General features: G+C 67.3%; 25 protein-coding genes. 6 read left to right on the top strand and 19 right to left on the bottom strand.

Annotated elements, in window-relative coordinates; translation table 11 throughout:
• Positions 1-7: 7 nt before the first annotated feature.
• The 3 genes from G6N28_RS09985 to G6N28_RS09975 form a co-directional block, all read right to left on the bottom strand.
• Positions 8-676: a 5-oxoprolinase subunit B family protein gene (locus G6N28_RS09985; RefSeq protein ID WP_163899858.1), complete on the bottom strand. Its 669-nt coding sequence runs from the start codon at positions 674-676 to the stop codon at positions 8-10.
• 74 nt (positions 677-750) lie between these two features.
• The gene (locus tag G6N28_RS09980; RefSeq protein ID WP_163899855.1) at positions 751-1,455 is read right to left on the bottom strand and encodes a queuosine precursor transporter; all 705 of its coding nucleotides are present in this window, start codon (positions 1,453-1,455) and stop codon (positions 751-753) included.
• 12 nt (positions 1,456-1,467) lie between these two features.
• Positions 1,468-2,376, bottom strand: coding sequence for an ABC transporter substrate-binding protein (locus tag G6N28_RS09975; RefSeq protein ID WP_163899853.1), 909 nt, complete (start codon positions 2,374-2,376; stop codon positions 1,468-1,470).
• Between the two features lie 80 nt (positions 2,377-2,456).
• Between G6N28_RS09975 and G6N28_RS09970 the strand changes: the two genes are divergently transcribed.
• The gene (locus tag G6N28_RS09970; protein WP_163899852.1) at positions 2,457-3,914 is read left to right on the top strand and encodes a cytochrome P450; all 1,458 of its coding nucleotides are present in this window, start codon (positions 2,457-2,459) and stop codon (positions 3,912-3,914) included.
• 3 nt (positions 3,915-3,917) lie between these two features.
• Here G6N28_RS09970 and G6N28_RS09965 read toward each other — a convergent pair whose 3' ends face one another.
• The 4 genes from G6N28_RS09965 to lysE all read right to left on the bottom strand — a co-directional run bounded on the left by G6N28_RS09965 (position 3,918) and on the right by lysE (position 6,927).
• The gene (locus G6N28_RS09965) at positions 3,918-5,042 is read right to left on the bottom strand and encodes a YeiH family protein (RefSeq protein ID WP_163899849.1); all 1,125 of its coding nucleotides are present in this window, start codon (positions 5,040-5,042) and stop codon (positions 3,918-3,920) included.
• Between the two features lie 147 nt (positions 5,043-5,189).
• Positions 5,190-5,474 (bottom strand): EF-Tu/IF-2/RF-3 family GTPase, encoded by a 285-nt coding sequence (locus G6N28_RS09960; RefSeq protein ID WP_163899847.1) that lies wholly within the window; start codon positions 5,472-5,474, stop codon positions 5,190-5,192.
• 8 nt (positions 5,475-5,482) lie between these two features.
• On the bottom strand, positions 5,483-6,283 hold the full coding sequence (locus G6N28_RS09955; RefSeq protein ID WP_163899845.1) for an SDR family oxidoreductase: 801 nt from the start codon (positions 6,281-6,283) through the stop codon (positions 5,483-5,485).
• Positions 6,284-6,327: 44 nt separating this feature from the next.
• Positions 6,328-6,927, bottom strand: a complete 600-nt coding sequence (gene lysE / locus G6N28_RS09950) for an L-lysine exporter (protein WP_163899843.1) — start codon at positions 6,925-6,927, stop codon at positions 6,328-6,330.
• 146 nt (positions 6,928-7,073) lie between these two features.
• Between lysE and G6N28_RS09945 the strand changes: the two genes are divergently transcribed.
• Positions 7,074-7,715 carry a dihydrofolate reductase family protein gene (locus G6N28_RS09945; protein ID WP_163899841.1) on the top strand — a complete coding sequence of 214 codons (642 nt, stop codon included), beginning with the start codon at positions 7,074-7,076 and terminating at the stop codon, positions 7,713-7,715.
• Between the two features lie 21 nt (positions 7,716-7,736).
• Here G6N28_RS09945 and G6N28_RS09940 read toward each other — a convergent pair whose 3' ends face one another.
• Complete coding sequence (locus G6N28_RS09940) at positions 7,737-9,098, bottom strand: HNH endonuclease signature motif containing protein (protein ID WP_163899839.1); 1,362 nt, start codon at positions 9,096-9,098, stop codon at positions 7,737-7,739.
• A gap of 311 nt (positions 9,099-9,409) precedes the next feature.
• On the opposite strand from G6N28_RS09940, the gene G6N28_RS27040 reads away from it, so the two are divergent.
• Together G6N28_RS27040 and G6N28_RS09935 are read left to right on the top strand one after the other, a co-directional pair.
• Positions 9,410-9,586: a hypothetical protein gene (locus G6N28_RS27040; RefSeq protein WP_235674812.1), complete on the top strand. Its 177-nt coding sequence runs from the start codon at positions 9,410-9,412 to the stop codon at positions 9,584-9,586.
• Positions 9,553-10,635: a transposase gene (locus G6N28_RS09935; RefSeq protein WP_235674750.1), complete on the top strand. Its 1,083-nt coding sequence runs from the start codon at positions 9,553-9,555 to the stop codon at positions 10,633-10,635. The genes G6N28_RS27040 and G6N28_RS09935 overlap by 34 nt, the downstream gene beginning before the upstream one ends.
• 35 nt (positions 10,636-10,670) lie before the next feature.
• Here the strand turns inward: G6N28_RS09935 and G6N28_RS09930 are convergent, their stop codons facing one another.
• Complete coding sequence (locus G6N28_RS09930; RefSeq protein WP_163899836.1) at positions 10,671-11,678, bottom strand: CobW family GTP-binding protein; 1,008 nt, start codon at positions 11,676-11,678, stop codon at positions 10,671-10,673.
• 92 nt (positions 11,679-11,770) lie between these two features.
• On the opposite strand from G6N28_RS09930, the gene G6N28_RS09925 reads away from it, so the two are divergent.
• On the top strand, positions 11,771-12,631 hold the full coding sequence (locus G6N28_RS09925; protein ID WP_407664948.1) for a LysR family transcriptional regulator ArgP: 861 nt from the start codon (positions 11,771-11,773) through the stop codon (positions 12,629-12,631).
• Between the two features lie 21 nt (positions 12,632-12,652).
• On the opposite strand, the gene G6N28_RS09920 is transcribed toward G6N28_RS09925, so the two are convergent.
• The 10 genes from G6N28_RS09920 to G6N28_RS09875 all read right to left on the bottom strand — a co-directional run bounded on the left by G6N28_RS09920 (position 12,653) and on the right by G6N28_RS09875 (position 22,825).
• Positions 12,653-13,465 (bottom strand): MOSC domain-containing protein, encoded by an 813-nt coding sequence (locus G6N28_RS09920; protein ID WP_163899834.1) that lies wholly within the window; start codon positions 13,463-13,465, stop codon positions 12,653-12,655.
• Positions 13,466-13,470: 5 nt separating this feature from the next.
• The gene (locus G6N28_RS09915) at positions 13,471-13,809 is read right to left on the bottom strand and encodes an STAS domain-containing protein (RefSeq protein WP_046750509.1); all 339 of its coding nucleotides are present in this window, start codon (positions 13,807-13,809) and stop codon (positions 13,471-13,473) included.
• Positions 13,806-14,864: a cobalamin B12-binding domain-containing protein gene (locus tag G6N28_RS09910; protein WP_163899832.1), complete on the bottom strand. Its 1,059-nt coding sequence runs from the start codon at positions 14,862-14,864 to the stop codon at positions 13,806-13,808. Before G6N28_RS09910 ends, G6N28_RS09915 begins: the two co-directional genes overlap by 4 nt.
• The gene (locus G6N28_RS09905) at positions 14,861-16,504 is read right to left on the bottom strand and encodes a PP2C family protein-serine/threonine phosphatase (RefSeq protein ID WP_163899830.1); all 1,644 of its coding nucleotides are present in this window, start codon (positions 16,502-16,504) and stop codon (positions 14,861-14,863) included. Before G6N28_RS09905 ends, G6N28_RS09910 begins: the two co-directional genes overlap by 4 nt.
• 120 nt (positions 16,505-16,624) lie before the next feature.
• Positions 16,625-17,587: a carbon-nitrogen hydrolase family protein gene (locus G6N28_RS09900; protein ID WP_163899828.1), complete on the bottom strand. Its 963-nt coding sequence runs from the start codon at positions 17,585-17,587 to the stop codon at positions 16,625-16,627.
• A 47-nt stretch (positions 17,588-17,634) separates the two neighbouring features.
• Complete coding sequence (gene ligD, locus G6N28_RS09895; protein WP_163899826.1) at positions 17,635-18,591, bottom strand: non-homologous end-joining DNA ligase; 957 nt, start codon at positions 18,589-18,591, stop codon at positions 17,635-17,637.
• A gap of 39 nt (positions 18,592-18,630) precedes the next feature.
• Positions 18,631-19,803 (bottom strand): NDMA-dependent alcohol dehydrogenase, encoded by a 1,173-nt coding sequence (locus G6N28_RS09890; RefSeq protein ID WP_163899824.1) that lies wholly within the window; start codon positions 19,801-19,803, stop codon positions 18,631-18,633.
• Entirely contained in the window at positions 19,803-21,257 is a 1,455-nt protein-coding gene (locus tag G6N28_RS09885; protein WP_163906065.1) for an aldehyde dehydrogenase family protein, read from the bottom strand. The genes G6N28_RS09890 and G6N28_RS09885 overlap by 1 nt, the downstream gene beginning before the upstream one ends.
• A 28-nt stretch (positions 21,258-21,285) precedes the next feature.
• Positions 21,286-22,074 (bottom strand): SDR family oxidoreductase, encoded by a 789-nt coding sequence (locus tag G6N28_RS09880; RefSeq protein WP_163899821.1) that lies wholly within the window; start codon positions 22,072-22,074, stop codon positions 21,286-21,288.
• 118 nt (positions 22,075-22,192) lie between these two features.
• Entirely contained in the window at positions 22,193-22,825 is a 633-nt protein-coding gene (locus G6N28_RS09875; RefSeq protein WP_163899819.1) for a TetR/AcrR family transcriptional regulator, read from the bottom strand.
• 40 nt (positions 22,826-22,865) lie between these two features.
• Between G6N28_RS09875 and G6N28_RS09870 the strand changes: the two genes are divergently transcribed.
• Complete coding sequence (locus G6N28_RS09870; protein ID WP_163899817.1) at positions 22,866-24,014, top strand: ABC transporter substrate-binding protein; 1,149 nt, start codon at positions 22,866-22,868, stop codon at positions 24,012-24,014.
• Positions 24,015-24,054 lie beyond the last annotated feature (40 nt).

Below are 24,054 nucleotides of genomic sequence, written 5' to 3'. Positions count from 1 at the left end.
GCTCCTCCTAACCGACGGCCCGGAACCGCACGGTCATCCCGGGGGTCAGCAGTGCCGGCCTCTCCCGGTCGAGGTCCCACAGCACCTCGCCGGTGCGGCCGATCAGCTGCCAGCCGCCGGGTGATTCGCGCGGGTAGATACCGCTGAACTCACCGGCCAAACCCACCGAGCCGACGGGCACCTTGGTGCGCGGTTCAGCGCGTCGGGGCACCTCCAGCCGTGGATCACCCCCGATGAGATATGCGAATCCCGGTGCGAAACCACCGAATCCGACCCGCCAGGGGATCGCGGTGTGAGCGACGACCACCTGGTCGGTGGTCAGCCCGGTCAGCTGGGCAACCTCGTCGAGGTCGGGTCCGTCGTAGATGACGTCGATCTCCACGTCGACATCACCACCGGCGGACGGGGCCAGGCCCGCCACGATGTCGGGACTGACCTGAATCTTGGCCAGCCGCTGCCGGGTCGGTGCCAGATAGCGGGGTCCGGCCAGTTTTATCAGCACGGTGCGCGACGCGGGAACGATGTCGATCACCCCGAGCAGGTCGGCTCGGCGGATGGCCTCGGCCCAGGCCAAGACGTCTGCGGTGCGGTTGAACTCCAGGAGCAGCGCTTGGTCACCGTAATCATGAACGGCGCCGAGAACGCTGGCTCCCATCATGTCGGCTGTCATGCTCATGCCCCGAACCTACCCGCGAGTAGCAACGAAAGCTCGTGCTTTATGAGCCTTGCCAGAGGAGCCTTACCGAAGCCTCAAACGGCGGGCCGATAAGTGGGCTCGCGGCGCTTGAGGAATCCGATCACGCGGTACGTCACGGGCAACACCAGCACTTCGACGGCGGTCTTGTACACCCAGCCCAGCGCGACGTAGGTGGCGAAGTCGCCCCAGGTGGATATCCCGATCGCTGCCGCGGCGATGCTGCAGAACACCAGCGTGTCAGCAAACTCACCGACGATCGTCGACCCGATGAGCCGCGCCCACAGGTGCTTCTCGCCGAAGCGGGTCTTGACCCGCACCACCACCCACGCGTTGAGGGTTTGACCGACGATGAACCCGGCCAGACCCGCGATGACCAGTTGGGTGAACGGTTTGACGACCGCCTCGAACGCGGCCTGGTTGGGGTAGAAGTCCGCGGCGGGCAGGTAGGCGGTGACCCAGAACGTGAACGCCGCGAGCGCTTCCATCACGAACGCGATGTAGATCGCCCGGCGGGTGGCCGCGAACCCGTAGACCTCCGACAGCACGTCGCCGATCACGTAGGTCAGCGGAAACACCACGAAGCCGCCGTCGGTGATCAGCGACCAGTCGCCGATGATCGGGCCGAACGCGATCCCCTTGGTGGCCGCGACGTTGGAGATCAGCACCAGCCCGGTGAAGACGGCAACGAGGGTCGGATAGTAGGCAGAGCCCGTCGTCGCGAAACCGCGGTGTTCGCTCTTCCCGGTGCCGGTCCTCACCCGGTCATCTTGTCAGGCCAGCGCCTGGGCCAGCCGCGGCGGCAGCTGCTCGGCCACCACGGGATAGGACAGCGGCGAGGCGAACGCGATCGCCCCCGCCAGCTCCTTGCCGGTGAACAGATTGCGCCTGCCGAGTCCGGCGATCTCGGGGTCGGCCAACAGCGTCGCCTGCTCTTCGTCGCTCTCGGTGCACCAGATCAGCAGATCGGCCGAACCCGGGTCCTCGGCGATCACGAACCCCATCTGGGTGAGGAACTCGGTGCGCCACCCCGGCGTCAGAGCCTGTGGTTCACCGCGGTCGAGACGCCCCTGCAGCAGCACCACCTTCTTGCCCGCGAACTGTGGGTTGTCGGTGCCCGCGGTGATGAACTTCTCGTCGACGCCGGCGATCAGCGTCTGCATCTCGTCGTACTTGAACACCGCCTGCCCGATGGTGGTGGCCTGGTCCTTCCACGGCTCGAAGAACGCGTCCTGGCCGTTCTGGGCGACGGTCGGCGCGATCTCGGACAGTTTCGTGTAGGTGTCGGAGTCCAGGCCGGCGTTGGTCGCGATGATCAGATCGGGGTTCAGCGACGCGATCTGGTCGATCTGGATGCCCTCGGCGAGGCTGAGCACCACCGGGTGCGCGCCGCCGAGTTTCGGCTGCGCCCAAGGCCATAACGCAAACGGTTCGCCGCCGAACCAGTCGGTGACGGCGATCGGCACGACGCCGAGCGCCAACAGGTCGTCCTGTCCGGTGAGGCCGGCGCTGACGACCCGGGTGGGTGGCGCGGGGATTCTGGTCTCACCGAATGCGTGCTTGACGGTCACCGAACCGTCCTTGGCGACGGCGCCCGGCTCCTCCGCGCCGCATGCGGCGACCAGTGCGGCCGCCCCGGCCGTCAGCGCCAGGAAACTCCGCCGGGACAACGCAGCAGGCACTCGGCGAGAGTAGCGGATGCTTGCTGCACTTCCGGGAAGCTGGCACGGTTACGTACGAGATCGACGAAGGGGTTCGGCCGATGATCAACCTCCTGGACGCCGTCGCGCCGCCGGCATCGCTGACCGAGGTGCGGCAGCAGCTCCAGGGATGGGTTCAGGGCTTCGGCGCGACGGTGGCTGAGCAGTGGCCCAGTCGGGACCGCCCGTTGGCCGAACCGCCGCCCGGTTCGGAGCTCGCGCCGGTGATGGGTGACTACGGTGTGCCCTACCTCGGCCACGTCCTTTCCGCCCTCGTCGACCCGCTGGAGTTCGCCCGGCGCAGATATGAGAAGTACGGCCCCGTGTCGTGGGCCGGCGGCGTGGGGTTTCGCGTCGTCGCGCTGATGGGCCCCGAGGCGCTGGAGGCGGCCTGGGTCAACCGGGACAAGGCGCTGTCGAGCACCAAAGGATGGCTGCCGGTGATCGGGCCCTTCTTCTACCGCGGCATCATGCTGCTGGACTTCGAGGAGCATCGCGACCACCGGCGCATCATGCAGCAGGCCTTTACCCGCACCGCGCTCAACACCTACCTCGCGAGCACCGCCGACGGTATCGACCGTGCGCTCACGACGTGGCGAGCGGCGCGACGGTTCCCGATGTATCCGTCGATCAAGTACCTGCTGCTGCAGCAGGCCGCCGAGGTGTTCGTCGGAACAACGCTGGGCGTGGAGTCAGACCAACTCATCGAGGACTTCCACCACACCGTGCATGGCGGTCAGGCCATCATCCGCGCGAACGTGCCCGGTGGGACGTGGGCGCGGGGTCTGCGCGCACGAAAGCGGTTGGAGCACTACTTCGGTCGGCAGATCGAGGACCGCCGCCGAGGCGACGGCACCGATCTGTTCTCCATGTTGTGCCGCAGTGCCTCCGACGACGGCCGGCGCTTCACCGATGCCGACATCGTCAACCACATGATCTTTCTGCTGATGGCCGCTCACGACACCACGGCCATCGCCTTGTCGATGCTGGTCTACGAGCTGGGCCGAAACCAGCACTGGCAGGACCTACTTCGCGAGGAGGCGGTCGATCAGCCGGTCGACACGCCTACTCTCGAGGACCTCGAGGCCTATCCGCTGCTGGATGCGGCGTTCAAGGAAGCGCTGCGCATGTATGCCCCCGCGGGAACCCTTTTCCGCCAGGCGATCCGCGACACCGAGATATGCGGCCATTACATTCCGCGCAACAGCCAGATCGCGATCAGCGTCCACGCCTCGATGCGGCTGCCGGACTGGTGGCCCGATCCCGACACGTTCGACCCGTCCCGGTTCACCGACGCGAGCAACCGGACAGCGGTCAACCGCTACGCCTTCGCGCCCTTCGGCGGCGGTGCCCATAAGTGCATCGGCCAGCATTTCGCCGACATGACGGTCAAGACCGTCATGCACAAGCTGTTGCGCCGGTTTCGATGGACCGTGCCCGGGAACTACCGCGTCCCGCTGACGTGGGGCACCGGCCCCACCCCCGCCGACGAGCTGCCGATCGATCTCGAAACCATCTGAGCATCAACTCATTTCGAAGCCGCCGAACAACACAGCGGCCAGGCCGAGTGCGACGACGATGTTGACGACGGTCGCCGAGGCGAACAGCGCGATCGGGCGCCAGCCCGCCTCCTTCAGTCCCTTCAGCGAGAACTCCAGGCCGATCGCCACGAACGCGAAGATCAGGAACCAGGTGCGCAGGTCGTTGACCGTCGAGATGGCCGCCTTGCCGTCCGAAACCCACTGCAGATACAGCGTTCCGATGATCGATGCGGCGATGAAGCCCAGCACGAACTTGGGGAAGCGTGCCCAGAACTGGCCGAGCGTCGGACGCGCCTGTTCGCTGGTTTTCCGTTCGACCTTCAAAGCGAAATAGGCCGTCAACGCGATCGCCACCACCCCGATCAACGCGTTCTGGGTGGTCTTCACGATCGTGGCGATCTGCAGCGCGTCCTCGCCCGCGATCGCGCCGGCCGCGGCGACGGCGGCGGTGGTGTCGATGTTGCCGCCGACCCAGGCGCCGGTGACCGCGTCCGAGAGGTTCAACACGTCGGCGAGCCAGGGCAGCAGGAAGATCGACGGCAGCGCGAACGCGATCACCAGCGACGCGGCATAGGCCAGCTGCTCACGCTTGGCCTGCACCGCGCCCGCGGCCGCGATCGCCGCGCTGACCCCGCAGATCGACACCGCCGACGCCAGCAGCGCCCGCAGCTTGTCTTCGAGCTTGAGCACGCCGCCCAGCCACCACGTGAAGGTGAACACGATCGAGATCAGCAGCAGCGCCTGCACGATCGCCGGACCGGCGGCGGTCAGGAGCACCTTCAAGTTGATGGACGCACCGAGCAGCACCAGCCCTGTCTTGATGAAGAACTCCGTGCGAAAGCCTTGCGCAAGCACGTCGCGCAGCGCCAGCCTGGAGAGCACGAAGTTGCCGATCAGACCCAAAGCGATTGCGTAAACCGGGAACTCGATCGATTTCGCCACTCGTTCGAACGCGGTGCCATCGGCCCACTGTGGAACACCGGCCTCCAGAAATCTGGTCGCGGCACCGAGAACGACGACCACGAGCACGCCGGCGACCGCGTACCCGATACCAGTGGAGCGGGTATCCGACTCGGTCTGGGTGTTCTGTTGCTGCTGCTGCGTCACGGGATCACGCCGCTCGGGATCGCGCCGACGAGCACGAGGGCCAGCAGCGTGAGGCCGACGATGACGGCGAGCCAATCCTCATTCATGGTCGGACAATATTGCCGCCGGTCGCCGCTCTCAACGGTTGCGATCAGCGCGAATCGAAACTCAGAGGATCACGTTGGTGCCGCCGAGCGGCGCGGCTTCGCCCGAGGAGGTGATGACATCGCCGCGCTTGATCTGGTCCTTGTCGATGGATTTCATCAGCACGCCGACGTTCTCGCCGGCGGTGGCCTCGTCGAGCCGTTTGCGGAACTTCTCGATCGCGTCCACGGTGACGGCGGGCCCGCCGTTGATGTGGATGGTGTCGCCGATCCGAAGCGTGCCGCTCTCCACCCGGCCGGTCGCGACGACTCCCCGGTTGCGGATGTGGAACACGTCCTCGACGGTCATCCGGAACGTCACTGGTGGGCCAACCGCTTGTTGATCAACCGCGTCAGCCAGGCGGGTGAGAACCGGGACCCCGTCGTAAGCACCTTGGTCTGGGTACCGACGGGGAAGTGCACCTGATGGAGGGCGCGGCGCAGCACGGAGGGTTCCACCGCCGCGGCGATGGCGTCGGCGACATCCTGCGCGCTGAGCCGGATGCCGAGCGAGTCGGTGGTCCCGGTCTTGATGCTGTCGGTCATCGCGGTCTGCACGTAGAGCGGCCACATCGCGATGACCCGGATGCCGTAGCGGTTCCATTCGATGTCCAGCGCCTCGGTGATGCCGCGAACGAAGAATTTGGTCGCGCTGTAGTTGGCGAGCTCGGCCTGCCCGTAGATCGCCGACGCGGAGGATAGGTTGACGACGATGGAGTTCGGCGTCTTGCGCAGATAGGGAAACGCCGCGTACAGCCCGTTGACCACCCCTTTGGCGTTGATGTCGATCTCCCGGTGATGGCCGGCGATGTCAAGTTCCTCGAACCGTCCGGCGCGCAGGATGCCCGCGTTGTTGATCATCACGTCGAGCCGGTCGCCCGCCGCCTTGGCGAAGTCGCCGACGCGCTGGGCCATTTCGTCGGCGTCGGTGACGTCGAGGTAGCCGGTGTGCGCGACGGCGCCGAGCCGCTCGATCTCGTCGGCCAGCGTCTTGAGGCCGACCTCGTCGATGTCGTAGCCGCCGACGGTGAAGCCCTTCCGAGCGAAGGTGAGCGCCGTCGCCCGGCCGATTCCTGCAGCAGCGCCGGTGATGAACACCGACTTTCCTGATGTGGTCATGACAGAGGGATACCCTTTTCGTGCAAGTCGACTGGGTGATTGTGTCAGCTCAACGCCAGCGCCACACCCAGTCCGATCATCGTCACCGCGATCAGCCCGTCAAGTGCGCGCCAGAGCGACGGGTTCGCGAACAGCCCGGCGAGTCGCCGCGCGCCCAGCCCGAGGCCGGCGAACCAGACCGCGCTCGCGGTGACCGCGCCGACTCCGAACAGCCAGCGGCCCTCGCGGTGCTCGTTGGCCAGCACGCCGAGCAGCACGACGGTGTCGAGGTAGACATGCGGGTTGAGCCAGGTCAGTGCCGCGCAGGTGAGCAGCACCTCGGCCAGCCTGGCTGGGGCCTGTTTCGACGGTGTCAGCGTCGACGGTCGCACGGCCCGACGCGCAGCGAGCAGCCCGTATCCGAACAGAAACACCGCGCCGCCGAACTTGACGACGTCCAGCACGCCGGGGTGGGCGCTGATCAGCATGCCGAAGCCGGCGATACCCGCCGCGATCAGCACGATGTCGGAGGCGGTGCACAGCGCCACCACCGCCAGCACGTGCTCACGGCGGATCCCCTGGCGCAGCACGAACGCGTTCTGGGCGCCGATCGCGGCGATCAGCGTGAAGCAGGCGACGAAGCCGACGACCAGAGGTGAACCCATGGCGTCGACGTTATGGATCGCGCGGGGCTGAGTACAGCTAATGATTCTGTAGGAACATTAGAAGAACTGATGCAGTCAGCTGGCGCGGTGAGTTGGGTGGGCCGCGGGAGTCCAACCACTAGTCGGCAACCAGACAGGAGTAACGCGTGGGTCAGCTGCTCAGAGTCCAGAACTTCAACGTGTCGCGGGACGGTTTTGGCGCCGGTGTCAACCAGACGTTCGAGCGCCCGTTCGGCCACGCCGACCCCGGTGAAATGTTCGCATGGGCCGGAGCGACGGCGAGCTGGCCCAACCGCACCGAGCCGGGCGGCAGCCGCGGACTCGACGACTACTTCACCCGCGACTTCGCCCATGACATCGGTGCAGAGATCATGGGACGCAACAAGTTCGGGCCGCAGCGCGGACCGTGGCAAGACTATGAATGGCAGGGCTGGTGGGGTGATGAGCCGCCGTTCCACACCCCGGTCTTCGTGATGACCCACCATGAGCGTCCGTCGTTCACCCTGTCGGATACCACCTTTCATTTCGTCAACGCCGATCCGGCCACCGTCCTCAAGCGGGCGCGAGCGGCTGCGCAAGGCAAGGACGTTCGGCTCGGTGGTGGCGCGGATGTCATCCGTCAGTTCCTCGCCGCAGACCTGGTCGACACCCTGCACGTGGCGGTGTCGCAGGTTGAGCTCGGCGCCGGATCACGCCTCTGGGAGTCACCCGACGAGCTGGACGACCGGTTCCACCACGAGGTGGTGCCCAGCGCGAGCGGCGTCGTGCACCACCTGTTCTGGCGGTGACGGCCTCACGTGTGTGACCGGCTATGCGGCGTCGGGTTCGGGCGGTGGGATGGGCCGTCGATGATGTCGGTTGGCGCGGGGTTGACGCCGGGGGTCGACGGTTTTCGGTGGATACCAAAGGGTTTGGCCTAGGGTCTCTTCGTCGTAGCGACGTCTGGCCTGCCACTCCTCGTCGGATGGCCCGCTGTTTTGGTGGTCGGCCCCGCACGCGAGGGTGAGGCGGTCGATGTCGGTGCTGCCCTGTTGGTTCCATTCGATGAGGTGATGCACATCGGCGTGGTAACCGGGTTGATCGCAGCCGGGCATGGTGCAGCCACCGTCGATGGCGTGTAGCACGATGCGCTGATCGGCCGACGCCAGGCGTTTGGAGCGGCCCAAGAACAGTGGTCGCCCACAGCTGGCGTCATAGATGTAGAGGTAGTGGTGGGCGTGGGCGGCCATCCGGATCGCGGTTTCCATCGGCACCGTCGATCCGCCGCCGGTCATCGCGATTCCGGCGGCGGCTTCCAGTTGTTGCAAGGTCATGGTGACGATCGCGGTGACCGGCAGCCCGCGATGTTGACCCAGCTGCCCGCTGGCAAGCAGCGCGCGCAGGGCCGCCTTGATCGCGTCGTGGTTGCGTTGGCCGGTGGTGCGGGTGTCGGTGGCGGCGGCCATCGGGTCCGGATCGCCGTCGACGATCGGGACCGGATCGGCGGAGTTACACATCCCGGGCCGGGCCAGTTTGGCCAGCAGGATCTCCAGGTAGGCGCGGGCTTCGGGATCCACGCAGAACCGGCCGCGGCTCATCCCGTCGGCGTCTTGCGGGCCCAGCACGAACTCGCTGCGCGCCTTTCGGCTGCGTTCGCGGGTGACCGGATCGTCGTGCGTGGCGTCGTAGTCGGCCAGCAGCAGCGCGGCGTCGCGGCGCAGCACTTCGGGCCGCTCGGTCACCGCGACCCCGGTCAACTCCAGGTCTAAGCGCGCCCGATCGTCGGCGGTGGCGGTGTCCGGCAGTTTGGCGATCGTCTCGCGGGTGATCCGCACGTGCTCGGCGCCGATCAGCCCGTGACGGGCCGCGGCGGCGGTCTCGACCAGCACCGGCTCGGCGGCGTGGAGATCGGCGGCCACCGCGACACGCGCACCGGCGTCATTGGCGGAGATGTGCAGCAGGTTGGCGAGATGATCACGCAGCCGACCCACCCGCACAGGCCACTGCTTGCGCAGCCCGTTGATGGCGTCGTAGCCGACGGCGGTGAGCCGGCGCTGCGCGGACTCCAGATCACACAGCACCGAATCGAGCACCTCGGGCGGCAGGTCGGCGAGCGGCAGCTCGGACAGTTCGGCCACCGCGGCGTGCAGGCGGGTCTGCACAACCGCCACACCGTCGACGTCGGCCGCCACCGCCACCACCTCCTGAATCGAAACTATGTTCGAAGATTAGTCGAGGGGTCCGACATTGATTCCGATAAGCGGGTTCGGGTGAGGATGGTCTTGCCCGTTCGCCGCCGGTGATGACTCGTCGTCCGACTGACGCCCTGCTGGGTTGTCTTCCAATTGATCTGTCTCACCGGCGACGTGCAGGCAAGCACTACCGACAGCCCTGGTAGGGCGGACATGACTTAATCAGGAGCCTGTCCGCTGCCTCATCAATGTCTTGTCTGCCCGCCCTACCGGGTTGTCACCCATCGCACGGTTGATTGCACGGAGAGGACATGACCATCGTGACATCCCCCCGTCGAGTCGTCATCGGCATCGACACCCACCTCGACACCATCCACCTCGGCGCGATTACCGACACCGGCCAGTTGCTCGGCGATGCCGAGTCGCCACCACCCCGACCGGCTACTGGGCCGCGATCTGTTGGGCCCGCAGTTTCGGCGACGTGGTGAGCGTCGGGGTGGAGGGCACCAGTTCTTACGGTGCGGGAATTACACACGCGTTGCAGGACAACGGCATCCACGCGGTTGAGGTCAACCGGCCTGATCGGTCCGCCCGACGCCGCCAAGGTAAATCCGACCCCCTCGATGCTTACAGCGCCGCCCGCGCGGTGTTGGCTGGGCACGGACTGGCCGTCCCCAAAGATGCTCACACCGGTGCGCTCAAAGCCCTGCTGATCGCCCGCCGCGGAGCGATCAAGGCCCGCACCGCAGCGATCAACCAGATCAAAGACCTGCTCGTGACCGCCCCGGCCGAGCTACGCGAGCGCCACCGCCGCTATCCCACCACCCTGCGGCTGGTCGAGGCGCTGGGCCGCTGCCGCCCGAGTGCGCACGATGATCCCACCGCGGTGTCGGTGTTGATCGCCTGCAAAGCGTTGGCGCAGCGCATCGAGTTCCTCGAACGCCAGGACCGCGAGTTGACCGCCGAGATCGACACCCTGACCACCACCCTTAACCCCGCGCTGCGCGCCGCTTACGGGGTCGGGCCCGACACCGCCGCCCAACTGCTCATCACCGCAGGCACCAACGCCCACCGGCTCCGTTCCGAGGCGGCGTTTGCGATGCTCGCCGGTGCCGCACCAATCCCGGCCTCGTCGGGTAAGACCAGCCGCCACCGACTCTCCCGTGGCGGGGACCGCGCCGCCAACAACGCTCTGCACCGCATCGCCGTGGTCCGTTGGTCCCACGACCCCCGCACCCGCGACTACGTCGCCCGCCAACTCACTGCCGGCCGGTCCAAAAAAGACATCCTGCGCCTGCTCAAACGCGCCATCGCCCGCGAAATGTTCAAACACCTCACCGCACCCTGCCCCATCGACGACTACAGCGACCTGCGCCCCACCCGCCAAGCCCGAAACATCACCCTCGCCACTGTCGCCGAACACTTCGGCGTCTGGCCCAACGACATCTCCCGACTCGAACGCGGTCTCAGACGCGACGACAACCTCGCAGCCGCCTACCGCACCTGGCTAAACACCCACTACATCGACGCCGCTTGACTCATAACAGAGATAGGAGCATCAAGAGGGATTCGTCAGATGCTCAGGTGCCGGTAGCGCTGCAGCTGACGCATACCCGCGGCGGGCACCGGCCCGTCCTGCCGGCGCAGCGCGGCGTCGATGGCTGCGCGCACGTCGTCGACGTCGATCGAGGTTCCGATCGCGACCAGGCTGTTAATTCGGGCCGGCTTGGGGGCGGTCGCGACGTGTATGGAGGTGCCGACGACGTTGACGACGTAGCTGCGCGCCCGTGTGCCAGAGCGAACGGTGACGACGCCCTTGAGCCGGTACACGCCGGCCGGCGGCTTTTCCAGCAGGTCGAGGAGCGCGCCGGGGTCGATGCATCCCTCGCTGGTTACGGTGACCGAATCGGCGTGAACGTGGTGGTGCGCGTCGGGGACCAGCAGCTCGCGAAACGACAACTGCCCGGTGTCCTCGTTGGTGTCTGCGACGTCGTACAGCAACGCTGGGTCTACCCGCCCGGTGACCGCGCCGACCAGATGCACCTCCGGATTGCGTTCGCGCACCCGGCTTTCGATCCGCTGGAGAACCTTGTCCCTGCTGTCCGAGGGGATCTGGTCGAGCTTGTTGACCACGACCAGCGAGGCCGCACCGTATCGCGCCGGGGCAGTGCTGCCGTCATCGACGGTGTCGAAGTGGGTGGCAGCGTCGATGACGTCGACGATGCCGCCCGGCCGGATCCGTTCGACCCCGCTGAACCGGATGATCCGCGATATCGCCACCGGGTCGGCCAGGCCGCTGGCCTCGACGATGATGGCGTCCAGGCCCAGCCGGGGATCGGCGAGCTTGGCCAATGCGTCGTCTAGCCCGCCGTCGTCGGGTAGACAGCAGATGCAGCCGCCCGCGATCGACGCCGGTTCGTCGACCTGGCCGGTCACCAGCGCGGCGTCGACGTTGAGCTCACCAAAGTCGTTGATGACGACGCCGATTCGCGCACCCGGCTGCCGAAGTACATGGTTGAGCAGCGTTGTCTTGCCCGCGCCGAGATAGCCGGTCAACGCGATGACGGGTATCGCTCCCACTGTGCTCCTTCCCTTCGGCCGACGTCAGTGTAGGGGGCCACGCGGGCACGGGACAGCGCTAAAGAAATCGCCACAACATTAGAATCGTTAATGTGCGCATCGACGGCCAGCAGCTCGCGGCGTACGCCGCGGTGATCGAGCACGGATCGTTCGACGCCGCCGCTGCGCGGTTGCATATCACCCCCTCGGCGGTCAGCCAGCGCATCAAGACCCTCGAGCAGCGGGTAGGGCAGGTGCTGGTGGTGCGCGAAAAGCCTTGCGTCGCCACCCCGGCTGGGGTGCCACTGTTGCGCCTGGCGGCGCAGACCGCGCTGTTGGAGGCCGAGGCGCTCGGCGAGATGGCGGGCGGAACGGGCAGTGCGCCGCGAATCGCGATGGCGGTCAACGCCGATTCGATGGCCACCTGGTTCACCGCGGTGTTCGACGCCCTCGACGACGTGTTGTTCGACATCCGCATCGAGGACCAGGACCACTCGGCGCGGCTGCTTCGCGAGGGCGTCGTGATGGGCGCGGTGACCACCGAACGCATACCGGTGTCGGGATGCCGGGTGCAACCCCTGGGGGTGATGCGCTACCTTCCGGTCGCCAGCCCGGGTTACCGCGACCGGTACCTGCCCGACGGGTTCACCGCCGCGGCGGCGGCCCAGGCTCCGTCCCTGGCGTGGAACCGCGACGACGCTCTGCAGGACATGCTGGTGCGCAAGGCGTTTCGTCGCGACATCGCCCGGCCGCAGCACTACGTGCCGACGGCGGAGGGCTTCGGCGCGGCGGTCCTGGCCGGCCTGGGCTGGGGCATGTTCCCCGAGGCGCTGGCCCAGCCACACCTGGACGATGGCTCGTTCGTACGGATCACGAAGGCGCACCTGGATGTTCCGCTGTTCTGGCAGTGCTGGAAACTGGACAGCCCGATCGTCGCCCGGATCACCCAGGCCGTCACCGCCGCGGCCGGCTGAACACTCCCGCGCGGACGCGGATCACCCGACGCGCACCTCGTCACCGGCGCTGACGGTACCGACGGCGACCACCTCGGCGTAAACCCCGGCGCAGGGCAGCTTCCCCGAGTCGGGAACCTCGATGCGATTGCGCTCCAGCAGGTACCGCACCGCGTCCGGAAGTCGTTCGGCGTCACCATGTCTGAGAGTGGGGACAGCGCAGCGGGAGGTTGGGCGGGTGACGCGCAACGTGACGTCTCCGAGACGCATCTCGGTTCCCACCCAGTCGTTCTCCCCGAATGGGGCGAACCCGTCGGACATGTCGATGACGACGTTCGGCCGGTATCGGATCGCCTCCGCGACGCCGACACCGATCGCGTCGAGTGTGGTCGTGGTGATCAAGTGCACCGGGGAATGGTCGACGAAGGCACCGCCCGGCGCCGCCTTGCCGAGTTCGAGCAGCACGGGATCGAACTCGGCGTCGATGCCGTGCGCCAGCACCTCGAGCGGGTCGGACCGCTCCAGCGTCGCGCCCGCAGTGCGCTCGCCGCCGAGATGCACCCGACGCCCGAGCAGTTGCGACAGCGGTTCGGCCGCTTCGGTGACCGGCACGCTGCGGCCGTCCGGCAGCGTCACCACGACAGCACCGCCGTCACTTGTCGCCGCCGCGCATTGCAGCAGCGCGCTCCACCGTCGGGGATGTTTGGCAGTGGCCACCCGCCCGGTTTCGTCGTCGATGACGGCGTACTGTCGGTCGCCGTCCACGCCCACGGGTCCGACGCGGATCGAGTCGCGTCGTTCACCGAGCATCGACTTGACCGGGTAGCGCTGCAGCATGGCCACATGTCCGACCATGGCGCTCAACGGACTTCGGTCTCTTCGCTACGGTTCGCCGTGAGGTAGTCCAGCAGCCCGGTGATCTCCAGGATCCGGTCGAGGTGCGCCGGCCGATTGTCCAGGTGCATCCGCGCCCCGAGTTCTGTTGTCTGCCGGTGTATCTGCAGCAGGGCCGACAGCCCCGTCGAGTCGAGAAACGTCAGCTTCGTGAAGTCGAGATGCAGCTCCTGCACGTCGGGATGGGCACTCAGCAAGTCGGAGACGGTGTCGATCAGATAGGCCGCCTGCCCGAAGTCGACGTCCCCGGAGACGGTTACGCGTATCGACCGGGTCGTCGTCTCGGTGGTCAGGATGAGTCTCATGCGATCGGCGAGGTGGTCTTCGCGGTCAAGGCCGTGCGCGCTGCCGTGAGCAGACGTTGGGTCCGGGGGAAGTCTCGCAGTTGATCGGACAACAAATCCAGCGCGTGAATCAGTGAGGTCGCTGGTACGCCTCGGGCTTCGAGCACCTCGGCGGTCCAGACGATGAACGTGGTGAACAGGTCGTCGTCGTCGACATACAGTGCGGTCGCGAGGAAGTCGATGATGTGCGCGATGTCCTCGGTGGTGTGTTCGCGTTGCGCCACGCTGTAGTCGCGCATCGCGGGGAATCGGTTCTCCAGCTCGGCGACAGTCGACTTGACCAGCTGCGCCTTCGTCCCGCTGACCATCGAATACTCCTGGTCCTCCAGATGCGGCAGCGCACCCGACGACGCGGTCGCGGTGAGGCGTAGCCGTGCCAGGTCGTCGCTCAGGCACTGCACGGCGGCGCGGGCGTCCGGGGCCCACGCGTCGGCACCGAGCAGGCGGGCATAGCGGCCGTCGGGGCCGAACGCGGCGCCACCTACGAGCACCGAGACACCCGCGGACTGGCAGGCGGTGATCGCCGCGTGCGCGGCGGGCAGCCGGGTCGGGATCGAACACGACAACGCGACGGCGTCGGGCGCGTGCTGGTGCAGATGCGCGATCAGATGGGGCGTCGGCACCTGAGCCCCGAGAAAATCCACCCGCCAGCCGCGCAGGCGCAGCACCTCGGCGAGCAGGCGGGCCGGCAGCGCGTGCCATTCGCCGTCGACGCAGGCAACGGTGACGCGGCCGGCGGCAGCGTGGGTCCTCGAGGCGGGGTGCTGGGACAGTGCGGCGATCACTCGGTCGTTGATCGCGGTGGCGGCGTGTTCCTGTGCGACGGTGATGCGGTTGGCCGCCCACTCCGTGCCGACCTTGCGCTGTACGGGCGCGACCACCTCCAGCAACGCGTCCTCGGGCGTGATTCCCGCGTCCACCGCCTCGAACACCACGCTGACGGCGGAGTACTCGTCCCCGTCGAGAACCGCCTCCCACAGCCGGTCGCGCGCCGCGCCGGTGTCTCTACTGCTCACGCTCTGTACCTACCCCCAGGGTGTCCGTCGACCTCGCCCCGACGTGTGCGGCGCGGAGCCGTGATGGCCACGACGGCCATATCGTCGTGTGTCCGCTCGGTTACCCACTCCGAGGTGAGCATCATCATCCGCTCGACGACTGCCTCTGCGGGCAGACCGGCACAGTGGGCCAACGCATCGATGAGCCGCTCGTCGCCGAACATCTCCGATCCGAGCGGGCCCCCTCGCGCCTCGCTGAGTCCGTCCGTGTAGAGCAGGCACGTCTCGCCGGGCGCCAGCACGACCTCCGTCGACTGGGCCTTGAACTGTGCCAACGCGCCGACCAGCATGCCTTTCGTGTCCGCCTGTTCCACGGTTCCGTCGTTCCGCAGGATCAAGGGAGGAGGATGCCCGGCGCAGGTGAGCCGCAGCGTCAACCGACCGTCACGGCGGGCGATGGACGCGAGCACCATCGTCGCGAAGCGGCTGTTGTTGGGCGACAACAGGGCGCTGTTGAGCAGCTTGAGCACGTCTTCGTGTTGATCGGTGAGCGGCGCCAGGGCCTGCACGGTGTTGCGGATCTTGCCGCTGAGCACCGCGGCCTCCAGGCCCTTTCCGCAGACGTCGCCGAGCACCACGAGTGTCTCGCCGTTCGGGCCCGCGCCGCGGTGGACGTCGTAGAAGTCACCGCCGACCAGCTGATGATCCTCGGAGGCGCGGTAGCCGCCGGCGAGTTCGAAGTCGTCGAGCCGATCCAGCTGCGGGGGCAGCAGATCGCGCATCAGGGTGCGGGTGATTGCCGATTGTTCGGCATACAGCTGGGCGGCGGACAGCGCCGCACCTGCGCGGGCCGCGAAAAGCCGGGCGAACAGCTCCTCGCCGTCGCTGAAGGCGGTGGCCGAGTCGCGGCGCAGCAGGACGAGGGCGCCCGCCGGAACGCCGTGACCCGGCAGCGGGGTGATGAGCACCGATCCCACCGGCTGCGTGAGGTGGCGGGGGATCAGCCAGTCGGGCATGGTCGACGGGTCGATCCAGCGCGACGGCACCGGAGGGAACCCGCGAAGCGCCTCGCTGAGGCCCGGCACGTCGGCGGGGTCCGCGTCGACCCTGCGGTGCTCCGCGACGTCGTCCGGTCCGCTGTAGACGACGGGCAGCCGGTTTTCGCGCTCGGGGGCGACGAGGACCGCCGCGTCCGCCAGGTGCCTGGCCGCCATCTGGACGACGGCCTCGGTGCAGCGGTCGAAGTTCAGCGACGCCATCAGCACCGCCGAGGCGTTGTCGAGGAAGGCCGCGCGGTCCCGTTCCCGTGCCAGCGCCTCGTGCGCGTCGCGCAGCGACCCGTCAGGTTCCGCGATCAACCACCAGGCTATTTCGTCCGCCGACAGCGGCGTGGGCCGAGCCGTGAACTCGCGACCGTCGAGTTCGCCCCTCGCAGGCGACAGGTCTTCACCGTCCGTCCTGTGCTCGTGGGCCTGTGCCAGCCACGACGGCGCGGCGTCGGCGAGCCGCGTGCCGATCTCGACGCCGGTCAACACGGCTTCGGTAGGGGCACTGAACGCGCGGACGATGCCGGATCGGTCGACGACGAGCACGGGATGCGGAACGAACCACCAGGCGACCGCATCGATCGGCCGCCCTGTCGCGGAGTTGTCCTTACTCAACCGTCAGCTCCATCACCAAAAGGGTACGTGCTGACGGGCACGAGCGGCCCCGATGTCCGTGACGGCGATCACCGATGGGTGTTTTCCGCCGTCACGGGACTGTCGCGCAACGGATTCGGATCAATCGCGTGGGGTGTCGCCGACCCCTGCCGCCGACGGCGTTGCGGCGCGCATCACGTGACGGCGATACCACCGCCGACCATGCCCGCGCTGATAGTGCCAAACCACAGTCGGCAGCGGTCCCCGCGGGTGCAGCCAGAACCTGTTCGGCGGATCGAGTAACGGTGCGCGGCGGCCGATTTCGATCTCGCCGAGGACGACGCCCTCGCCCTGCTCGGCGGGGCGCTCCGCGATCACCTTTCCACGCGCATCGGTGATGAGCGTCGCCCCCTCGAAATACCCCCGGTAGCGCATCGGCAACAACGGCATGGGGCACGTCAATGCGCCTGCGTGTGCGGCATGCACCACCGGTGCCCCGACGTACTTGGCGAACGATGCCGCCGCGAGGCGGGCCGTCGCGGCGTTGCCGCGTTCCCAGCGGTCGAACACGGACCGAGGCGGCCACGGCGGGATGGACCACCAGCCCGAGCCGGTCATCACCAGGTCGACGCGCGACCGCAGACGCTTGACCGTGCCGGTACGCATCAGCTCCCAGCACACCGCCGCGCCGACGTCGTGGTCGTTCACGTGAAACACGCCGTCGTCGTGGCCGCCGACGTAAAAGGCGTTCTCCCACATGGTGGGCAGATCTTTGTCGTGTCGGCCCACCACCCCGCCGGCGTCGGCGGCGATGTAGGCGTTACGCACGTGCCCGTCGGCGTCTCGGCACAGGAACGAACCGCCGACCAGCGCGCCGTGCCGGCGGGCCAGGGCGGTGAGCAACTCGGTCGCCTTGCCGTCCACGGGTAGGGCAGCGTCTTTCAACGCGTCGACGAACCCGATGCCGGTGGTGAAGAACTCGGGGAGCGCGATGACTCGAGCGCCGGCGCGACCCGCTTCGTCGGCGAGGCGTTCGCAGGCGGCGAGGTTGGCGTCCACGTCGCCCACAACCGCCTCGAGTTGAATCGCCGCTGCCAAAACCACACTTCAACGCTACCCGAGGCCCACTGCTGGTGCCCCAAGGTCCGGGCTCAGCTGCCTTTTCGACGTGCCCTGGCGCGGCGCTTGCCTTCGTGCATCGCGGCCACCCGAGCGACCGGGATCGTGCGGCCGTGCTCGATCAGCTCGTGCGGAAGCCGTTGCGGTGCCGGCATGGTCTCGGCCCACGGATCGCGGCCGGCAAGAGCATCGATGGCGGTGTGCACCGTGAAATCGGTTGGGGCGACACCGTCCAAGTCCGACCACGCCAGCGGAAACGACACCGGCGTGCCGGGCCGCAGCCGCGGACTGTACGCGGCGACGATGGTCGCCCCGCCTGCCCGCGTCGAATCCACGAAGACCTTTCCCGCCCGGTCCTCAACGATGAAAGCCGTTGTCGCCGTGGCAGGATCGAGAGCCTCTGCCCGTGCGGCAAGCGCGCGAGTGGCTGCGGCGACGTCGTCGACCGGCGCGCTGTCGTCGACCGGTACGAACACGTGCAGGCCTTTTGCGCCGCTGGTCTTGACGGTGCCGGTCAGACCGGCATCGGCCAGCGCCTGACGCACCAGGTGCGCGGTGGCGACGACCGCGGCGAAGTCGCCTCCTGGGGGTGGGTCGAGGTCCAGCACCAGATGCGTGGGGCGGTAGATGTCGTCGGCCAGACCGAGCGCCGGGTGGTACTCGACGGCGCGCTGGTTGGCCAGCCACAGCAGCGTGCGGCGATCGTCGCACACCGCATAACGGACCTGCCGTTGTGAGGATTCGGCCCAGATCGACACCGTGCGCACCCAGTCGGGGGTGTACTTGGGCACGTTCTTCTGCATGAACGGATCACGCCCCCGCAGGATGCGCAGCACGGTGAGCGGGCGCCCGGCCAGCCCGGGCAGCATCCGTGCGGCGACCGCGTCGAGGTAGTCGACCAGGTCCCGCTTCGTCGCCCCGGCGTCGGGGCTGAGCGGTTGATCGAGGTTGGTCAGATCCACTCCGGCGCGTTGCTCGCCAGCACTCATCTCCCGCACGTTACCCCGGCACGGCGGGCCCTGGATCGATCAGAACGCGATGACGCCGCGGATGTTGTTGCCCGCGCGCAGATCCTTCATCGCCTCGTTGATGTCGTCCAGCTTGTACTGCTTCGTGATCAGCTCGTCGAGTTTGATGATGCCCGCCTCGTACATCGACAGTAGTTTCGGCATCGCGTCGCGCGGGTTCATCTCGCCGTAGAGCACACCCTTCAGCGTCTTACACGAGCTGACCATGTCGGGCAAGCTCAGTGGGACCATCAGATCACTGACCTTCGCCATACCGGTCAGCACGCAGGTGCCGCCCTTGCGCAGAAGCAGCATCGCCGTCAGCACGAGGTCCGGCGGCACCACGCCCGGGGTCAGCACGACGCGGTCGGCCATGACACCCCAGGTGATGTCCTTGACCAGTTCCAGGGCGGCGCCCGCGTCGACGGCGGTGTGTGTCGCACCGAAGGTGGGTGCGATCTCGCGTTTGAACTCGTTCGGGTCGACGGCCACGATGTGCTTGGCGCCGGCCACCTTCGCCCCCTGGACGGCGTTCATGCCGATTCCGCCGACACCGACGACGACGACGGTGTCACCGGCCTGCGTGCCGGCGGCGACCGAGCCCGAGCCGAAACCCGTTGTCACACCGCAGGAAACCAACGAGGCGGCCTCCAGTGGAATCCAGTCGTGGATTTTGACGAGCGACCGCTCGGAGGCGACGACGTACTCGGAGAAGGTGCCGACCTGCATCATCGCCATCAGGTCTTCGTCGCCGTCGGGACCCGACACGTGCCGTCGGCAGGTGCCGTCGGTGGTCATCGCCTTGCTGTAGAGGTCGGCGCCGACGTCGCAGATATAGGTGTACCCGCTGGCGCACCAGCGGCAGCTCCCGCAGGCCGGCAGAAACGAGATGGCCACGTGGTCACCGGGTTTGAGCGCCTTGACCTCGGGACCGACGCTTTCGACGATGCCCGATCCCTCGTGTCCGCCGAGCATCGGGAACCACTCCGGCACCGGCACGCCGGAGGCCCGCATCATCTCCTCCATGTCGGGGCCGGGGACGCTGTCGCCGGTGTAGAAATGTTCGTCGGAGTGGCAGATGCCGGCGTAGGCCATCTTGACCAGCACCTCACCGGCGCGGGGCGGGTCCAGTTCGACGTCGGTGACTTCCCAGTCGACACCTACGCCGCGCAATACGGCCGCTCGTGATTTCATCAGGTCTCCTTTGGCCAGCCGACAGTCTTGGTTTCGGTGAAGATTTCGAGGCCCTCAATGCCGCACTGCCGTCCGACTCCGGATTGCTTGTAGCCGCCGAAGGGGGCGTCGGCGCCGTACCACAGACCGCCGTTGATTCCCAGGGTTCCCGTGCGGATCCGGCTGGCGACCGACTTGGCCCGATCGAGATCGTTGGCGAACACCACGCCGGACAACCCGTAGATCGAGTCGTTGGCGATGCGCACCGCATCGTCGTCGTCGTCGAATCCGATGACGGACAGCACCGGCCCGAAGATCTCCTCCTGGGCGATTGTCATCCGGTTGTCCACGTCTGCGAAAACCGTTGGCTCGACGAAGAACCCCTTCGGTAGGTGCGCGGGGATGTTGCCGCCGGTGACCAGCCGGGCGCCCTCCTGCTTGCCTTTCTCGATATAGCCCATCACCCGGTCCTGCTGGCGTCTCGACACCTGAGGACCTTGCAGCACCGACGGGTCGGTGGGGTCGCCGTACTTGTTCTTCTCCATCGCGACCTTGACGATCTCGACGGCCTCGGCATATCGGGAATTAGGCACCAGCAGCCGGGTCGGCATGGCGCAGCCCTGTCCGGCGTGCATCGAGATGAACGCACTGCCGCCCACCGACGCGCTGATGTCGCCGTCGTCGTCGAGCACGAGATATACCGACTTGCCGCCGAGTTCCAGAAAGGTCGGCTTGACGGTGTCCGCAGCGGCCTTCATGATGCGCCGCCCGGTCGCCGTCGACCCGGTGAAGGCCACCATGTCGACCAGGGGCGAGGTCGACAGAACCTCGCCGACGAGGTGGTCCGAGGAGGTGACGATGTTGATCACCCCGGGTGGGATGTCGGTCTGCTCGGCGATGATCCGGCCGATGCGGGTGGCGTTCCACGGGGTGTCGGGTGCCGGCTTGAGCACCATGGTGTTGCCCATGGCGAGGATCGGCCCGAGCTTGTTGAGGATGATCTCCAGCGGGAAGTTCCACGGTGTGATGACGCCGACGACACCGATGGGTTCCTTCCAGACTTCGCGTTCGGCGAGCGTGCCCATGCCAAACGCGTCTTTGTCGGGAAGCGTTCTCTTCCACTGGAACTGGCTGATCATGTCGGCCGGCCAGCTCAAGGCTTCCCTGAGCGGCACGTTGAGCTGTGGTCCGAAGGTGCTCAGGAGGGGGCAACCGGCTTCCGCGATGAGTTCGCCGCGGAGTTCCTCACGTTCGGCCTCGAGCGCCGCCTGCAGTTGACGAAGCCCGGCGGCCCTGGCCTCGCCGTCGCGCGACCAGTCGGTGTGGTCGAACGCGTGCCGGGCGGCCGCCACGGCACGTTCCATGTCGGCGCGGGTACCGTCGGCGGTACCACCGAGAACCTCCTCGGTCGCCGGGTTGATGTTGTCGAACTGGCGGCCCGTCTCGGATTCGACGAGCTTGCCGTCGATGAGCATGCGCGATTCGTGTGTCACCGAAAGTCCTTCACCACTGCCGAAGTTCGGCCACCGCACCGGAGGGCCGCGGAGCCATGGTCAGGTAAGGGATGAAACTGCTGTTGCCGCAACGAAGTACGGAGTCGACGACGTCGACGAGGTGATCGGCCTCGACAAGACCGCCTTGCATATAGCCGTTCTCCATCCAGAACCGGATGGCGTTCTCCAGTGCCTCGGGGTTCCACGCCTTGTTGAACTCGGTCTGCGAGTCCCCTTCACCGCCGAAGCAGTCGCCGACGGCCAGGCGGGTGAAGCCGATGTTCGGATGTTCGATGCGCCAGGCCTCGACCAGCTTGTCCAGGGCGGCCTTGGACACGGCGTAGGCTCCGAGGAGCGGCCACGGAGCGGAGTACGACGCGCTCAGCGACGACAAGTACACCGCCGACCCGGCGGCGGCCGCGAGGTGAGGTGCGGCCGCCGCGGTGATGAGCGATGCGCCGGTGACATTGGTGGCGAACAGGTTCGCCCATTGCTCGGCGGTCACCTGGGTCAGCGGTGCGAGGACGCCGACACCGGTGGTGTAGACGAGTGCGTCCAGGCCGCCGAAGTTCTCGACGACGGTCTCCATGGCGCTCTGGCAGGCGGCGCCGTCGGTGACGTCGCACGCAACCGCCGCCGACCCGTTGCCCGCCTCCTCGGCTGCCTTCTCGAGGCGGTCACGGCGTCGCGCGAGGAAGGCGACCTTGGCGCCCTTCTGCGCCAGCCCGATGCCGATGCAACGACCCAGACCGGCGGACGCCCCGACTACGGCAACGCGCAGTGGTGGCGCGTCTGACATCAGATCTCCTTGCGAGCGGGGTGAAGAAACATTATCAGTCCGGTAGAAGAACCATAATCAATAATGGAAATGCACATTTCCGGCTGAGGGCAGTGGTCATCGCTCATGAAACTCAGCCCTACTTCCGTACGACGTCGCGGGGCTCGGTCGCGAAGCTCAACAGGAGCCGGTCGAGTATCCGCGCCGCGCGGGCGCGGGCCCGCCCCGGACTCTTGGCATGTGCCACCAGAAGCGCGCCCTCCTCCAGCGACGCGACCAGCATGTGCGTCAACTCGGCAACGGGCAGGTCGTCGATGTTGCCTTCGGCGATGGCATTGCGCACCATCTCGTCGATCAGCGCGATGCTGTTTTCTTCCTGGATCGCGCGCAGTGTCCGCCAGCCCAGTACGACAGGGCCGTCGACCAGCATGATGCGCTGCACTTCGGGTTCGAGCGCCGACTCGAGGAAGCCGTGCAGGCCGGCGCAGAGCCGTTCCCACGAGTCGGCACCCGGCGGCGGGGACGCGAGCGACCGCAATGTGAGATCCCGCTCGACCTCCTCGAACACCGCGCGGAAAAGCTCGGCCTTGTCCTTGAAATGGTGGTAGAAGGCACCGCGGGTACCGACGCCGGAGGTCATGACCAAGTCGCCGATGCTGGTGTTGAAGAAGCCCTTCTCGACGAACAGCGTGCGGCCCGCGTCGATGAGGTCGCGGCGGGTCTGGTCTCCGCGCGCCCGTCGTTCGGAGTCTGTGCCGCCGCGCTTGGCCATGGCGAGCATGGTAGCAACCTGCATATTGTATGTTGCTGGAATGGCAGACGAAGGTGTTCGCGCGTACGGATCGGTGGCCCCGCTGAAAGTCGGCTTGCTCAACGACTATCCGACCAGGTCGGGGCTCGAGGACGACACGATGGACACGCTGCGCTTGGTGTTCGACGAAGCGGTCGCGGCCGGGGTGGTCGACCGGCCGATCGAGGTAATCAGGCGCGACGTCATCGGCCTGCCGAACGGCACCTACCACGCCGTCGAACGCGGGTACGACGAGCTGGTCGCCGAAGGCTGCCTGGCCATCTTCGGCCCCTACGTCTCCGACAACGCGGTGCCGCTGACCGCGCACGCCGACCGGGTGGCCAAGGTTGCGAACATCATCCTCTCGGGGTCGGAGGGGGCGCTGGGCGAGTGGACGTTCGCACTCAACAACGGGTCGATGCCCGAGGAGCCGGTGATGCTCGCCGCGGTGATGCTGGGTGACGGCCGGTCGCGCATCGCGATCGCCTACGAGGCGTCGCTGATCGGCAAGGAGTACCTGGCGTTTGCCGAAAAGGCGTACTCCGCCGCGGGTTTGAAGATCGTGACCACGGCCGCCATCCCCCAGGTCGAAGCCGACAAGGCAGCCGTCGTCGCCGAACTTCGTGCCGCCGACCCCGACGCCCTCGTACACGTGGGTTTCGGTCACGGGCTGTGGGGCTTCTCGGATGCGCTGGAGGCCGCGGGCTGGGATCCGCCGCGCTACACCACCACCGCCTTCGAGATGGCGCACATCAACGCCGAGTGGATGCGGCAGTTGCGCGGCTGGATCGGCTTGGACAGCTACGACGAACGCAACGTCGTCGGCCAGGCCTTCCTCGACCGGTTCGAGGCGCGCTACGGCCGTCGTCCCACGCATTCGATGCCGGGTCTGTGCCACGACGTCGCAACCGTGATCGCTCGAGGTTTGGCGGCGGCGCGTCCGTTGACCGGCGAGGGCGTCAAGGAGGGTATCGAGCAGGTGAAGCTCGTGCCGTCGGCCAGCGGAGCGCCGGGAACGTTCTTGCGGTTCGGTCGCTATATCAGGCAGGGTTGGCTGGGCTCCGATTACCTGATCGCGCGTCGGATACTGCCGGACGGAAGCCGGCACGTATTCCACGCGGCGCCGAGTGACAACATCGCACGCGCGGTCGGTGCGGGTGCCGTCCGCTAGCGACCTCCGACGGGAAACGTGGTTGAACCGCAGCCGATCC

The sequence above is a fragment of the Mycolicibacterium pulveris genome, assembly GCF_010725725.1.
Lineage (GTDB): Bacteria > Actinomycetota > Actinomycetes > Mycobacteriales > Mycobacteriaceae > Mycobacterium > Mycobacterium pulveris.
Note: the sequence above shows the minus strand (reverse complement) of the source record. Positions and strands in the feature narration are given on the sequence as shown.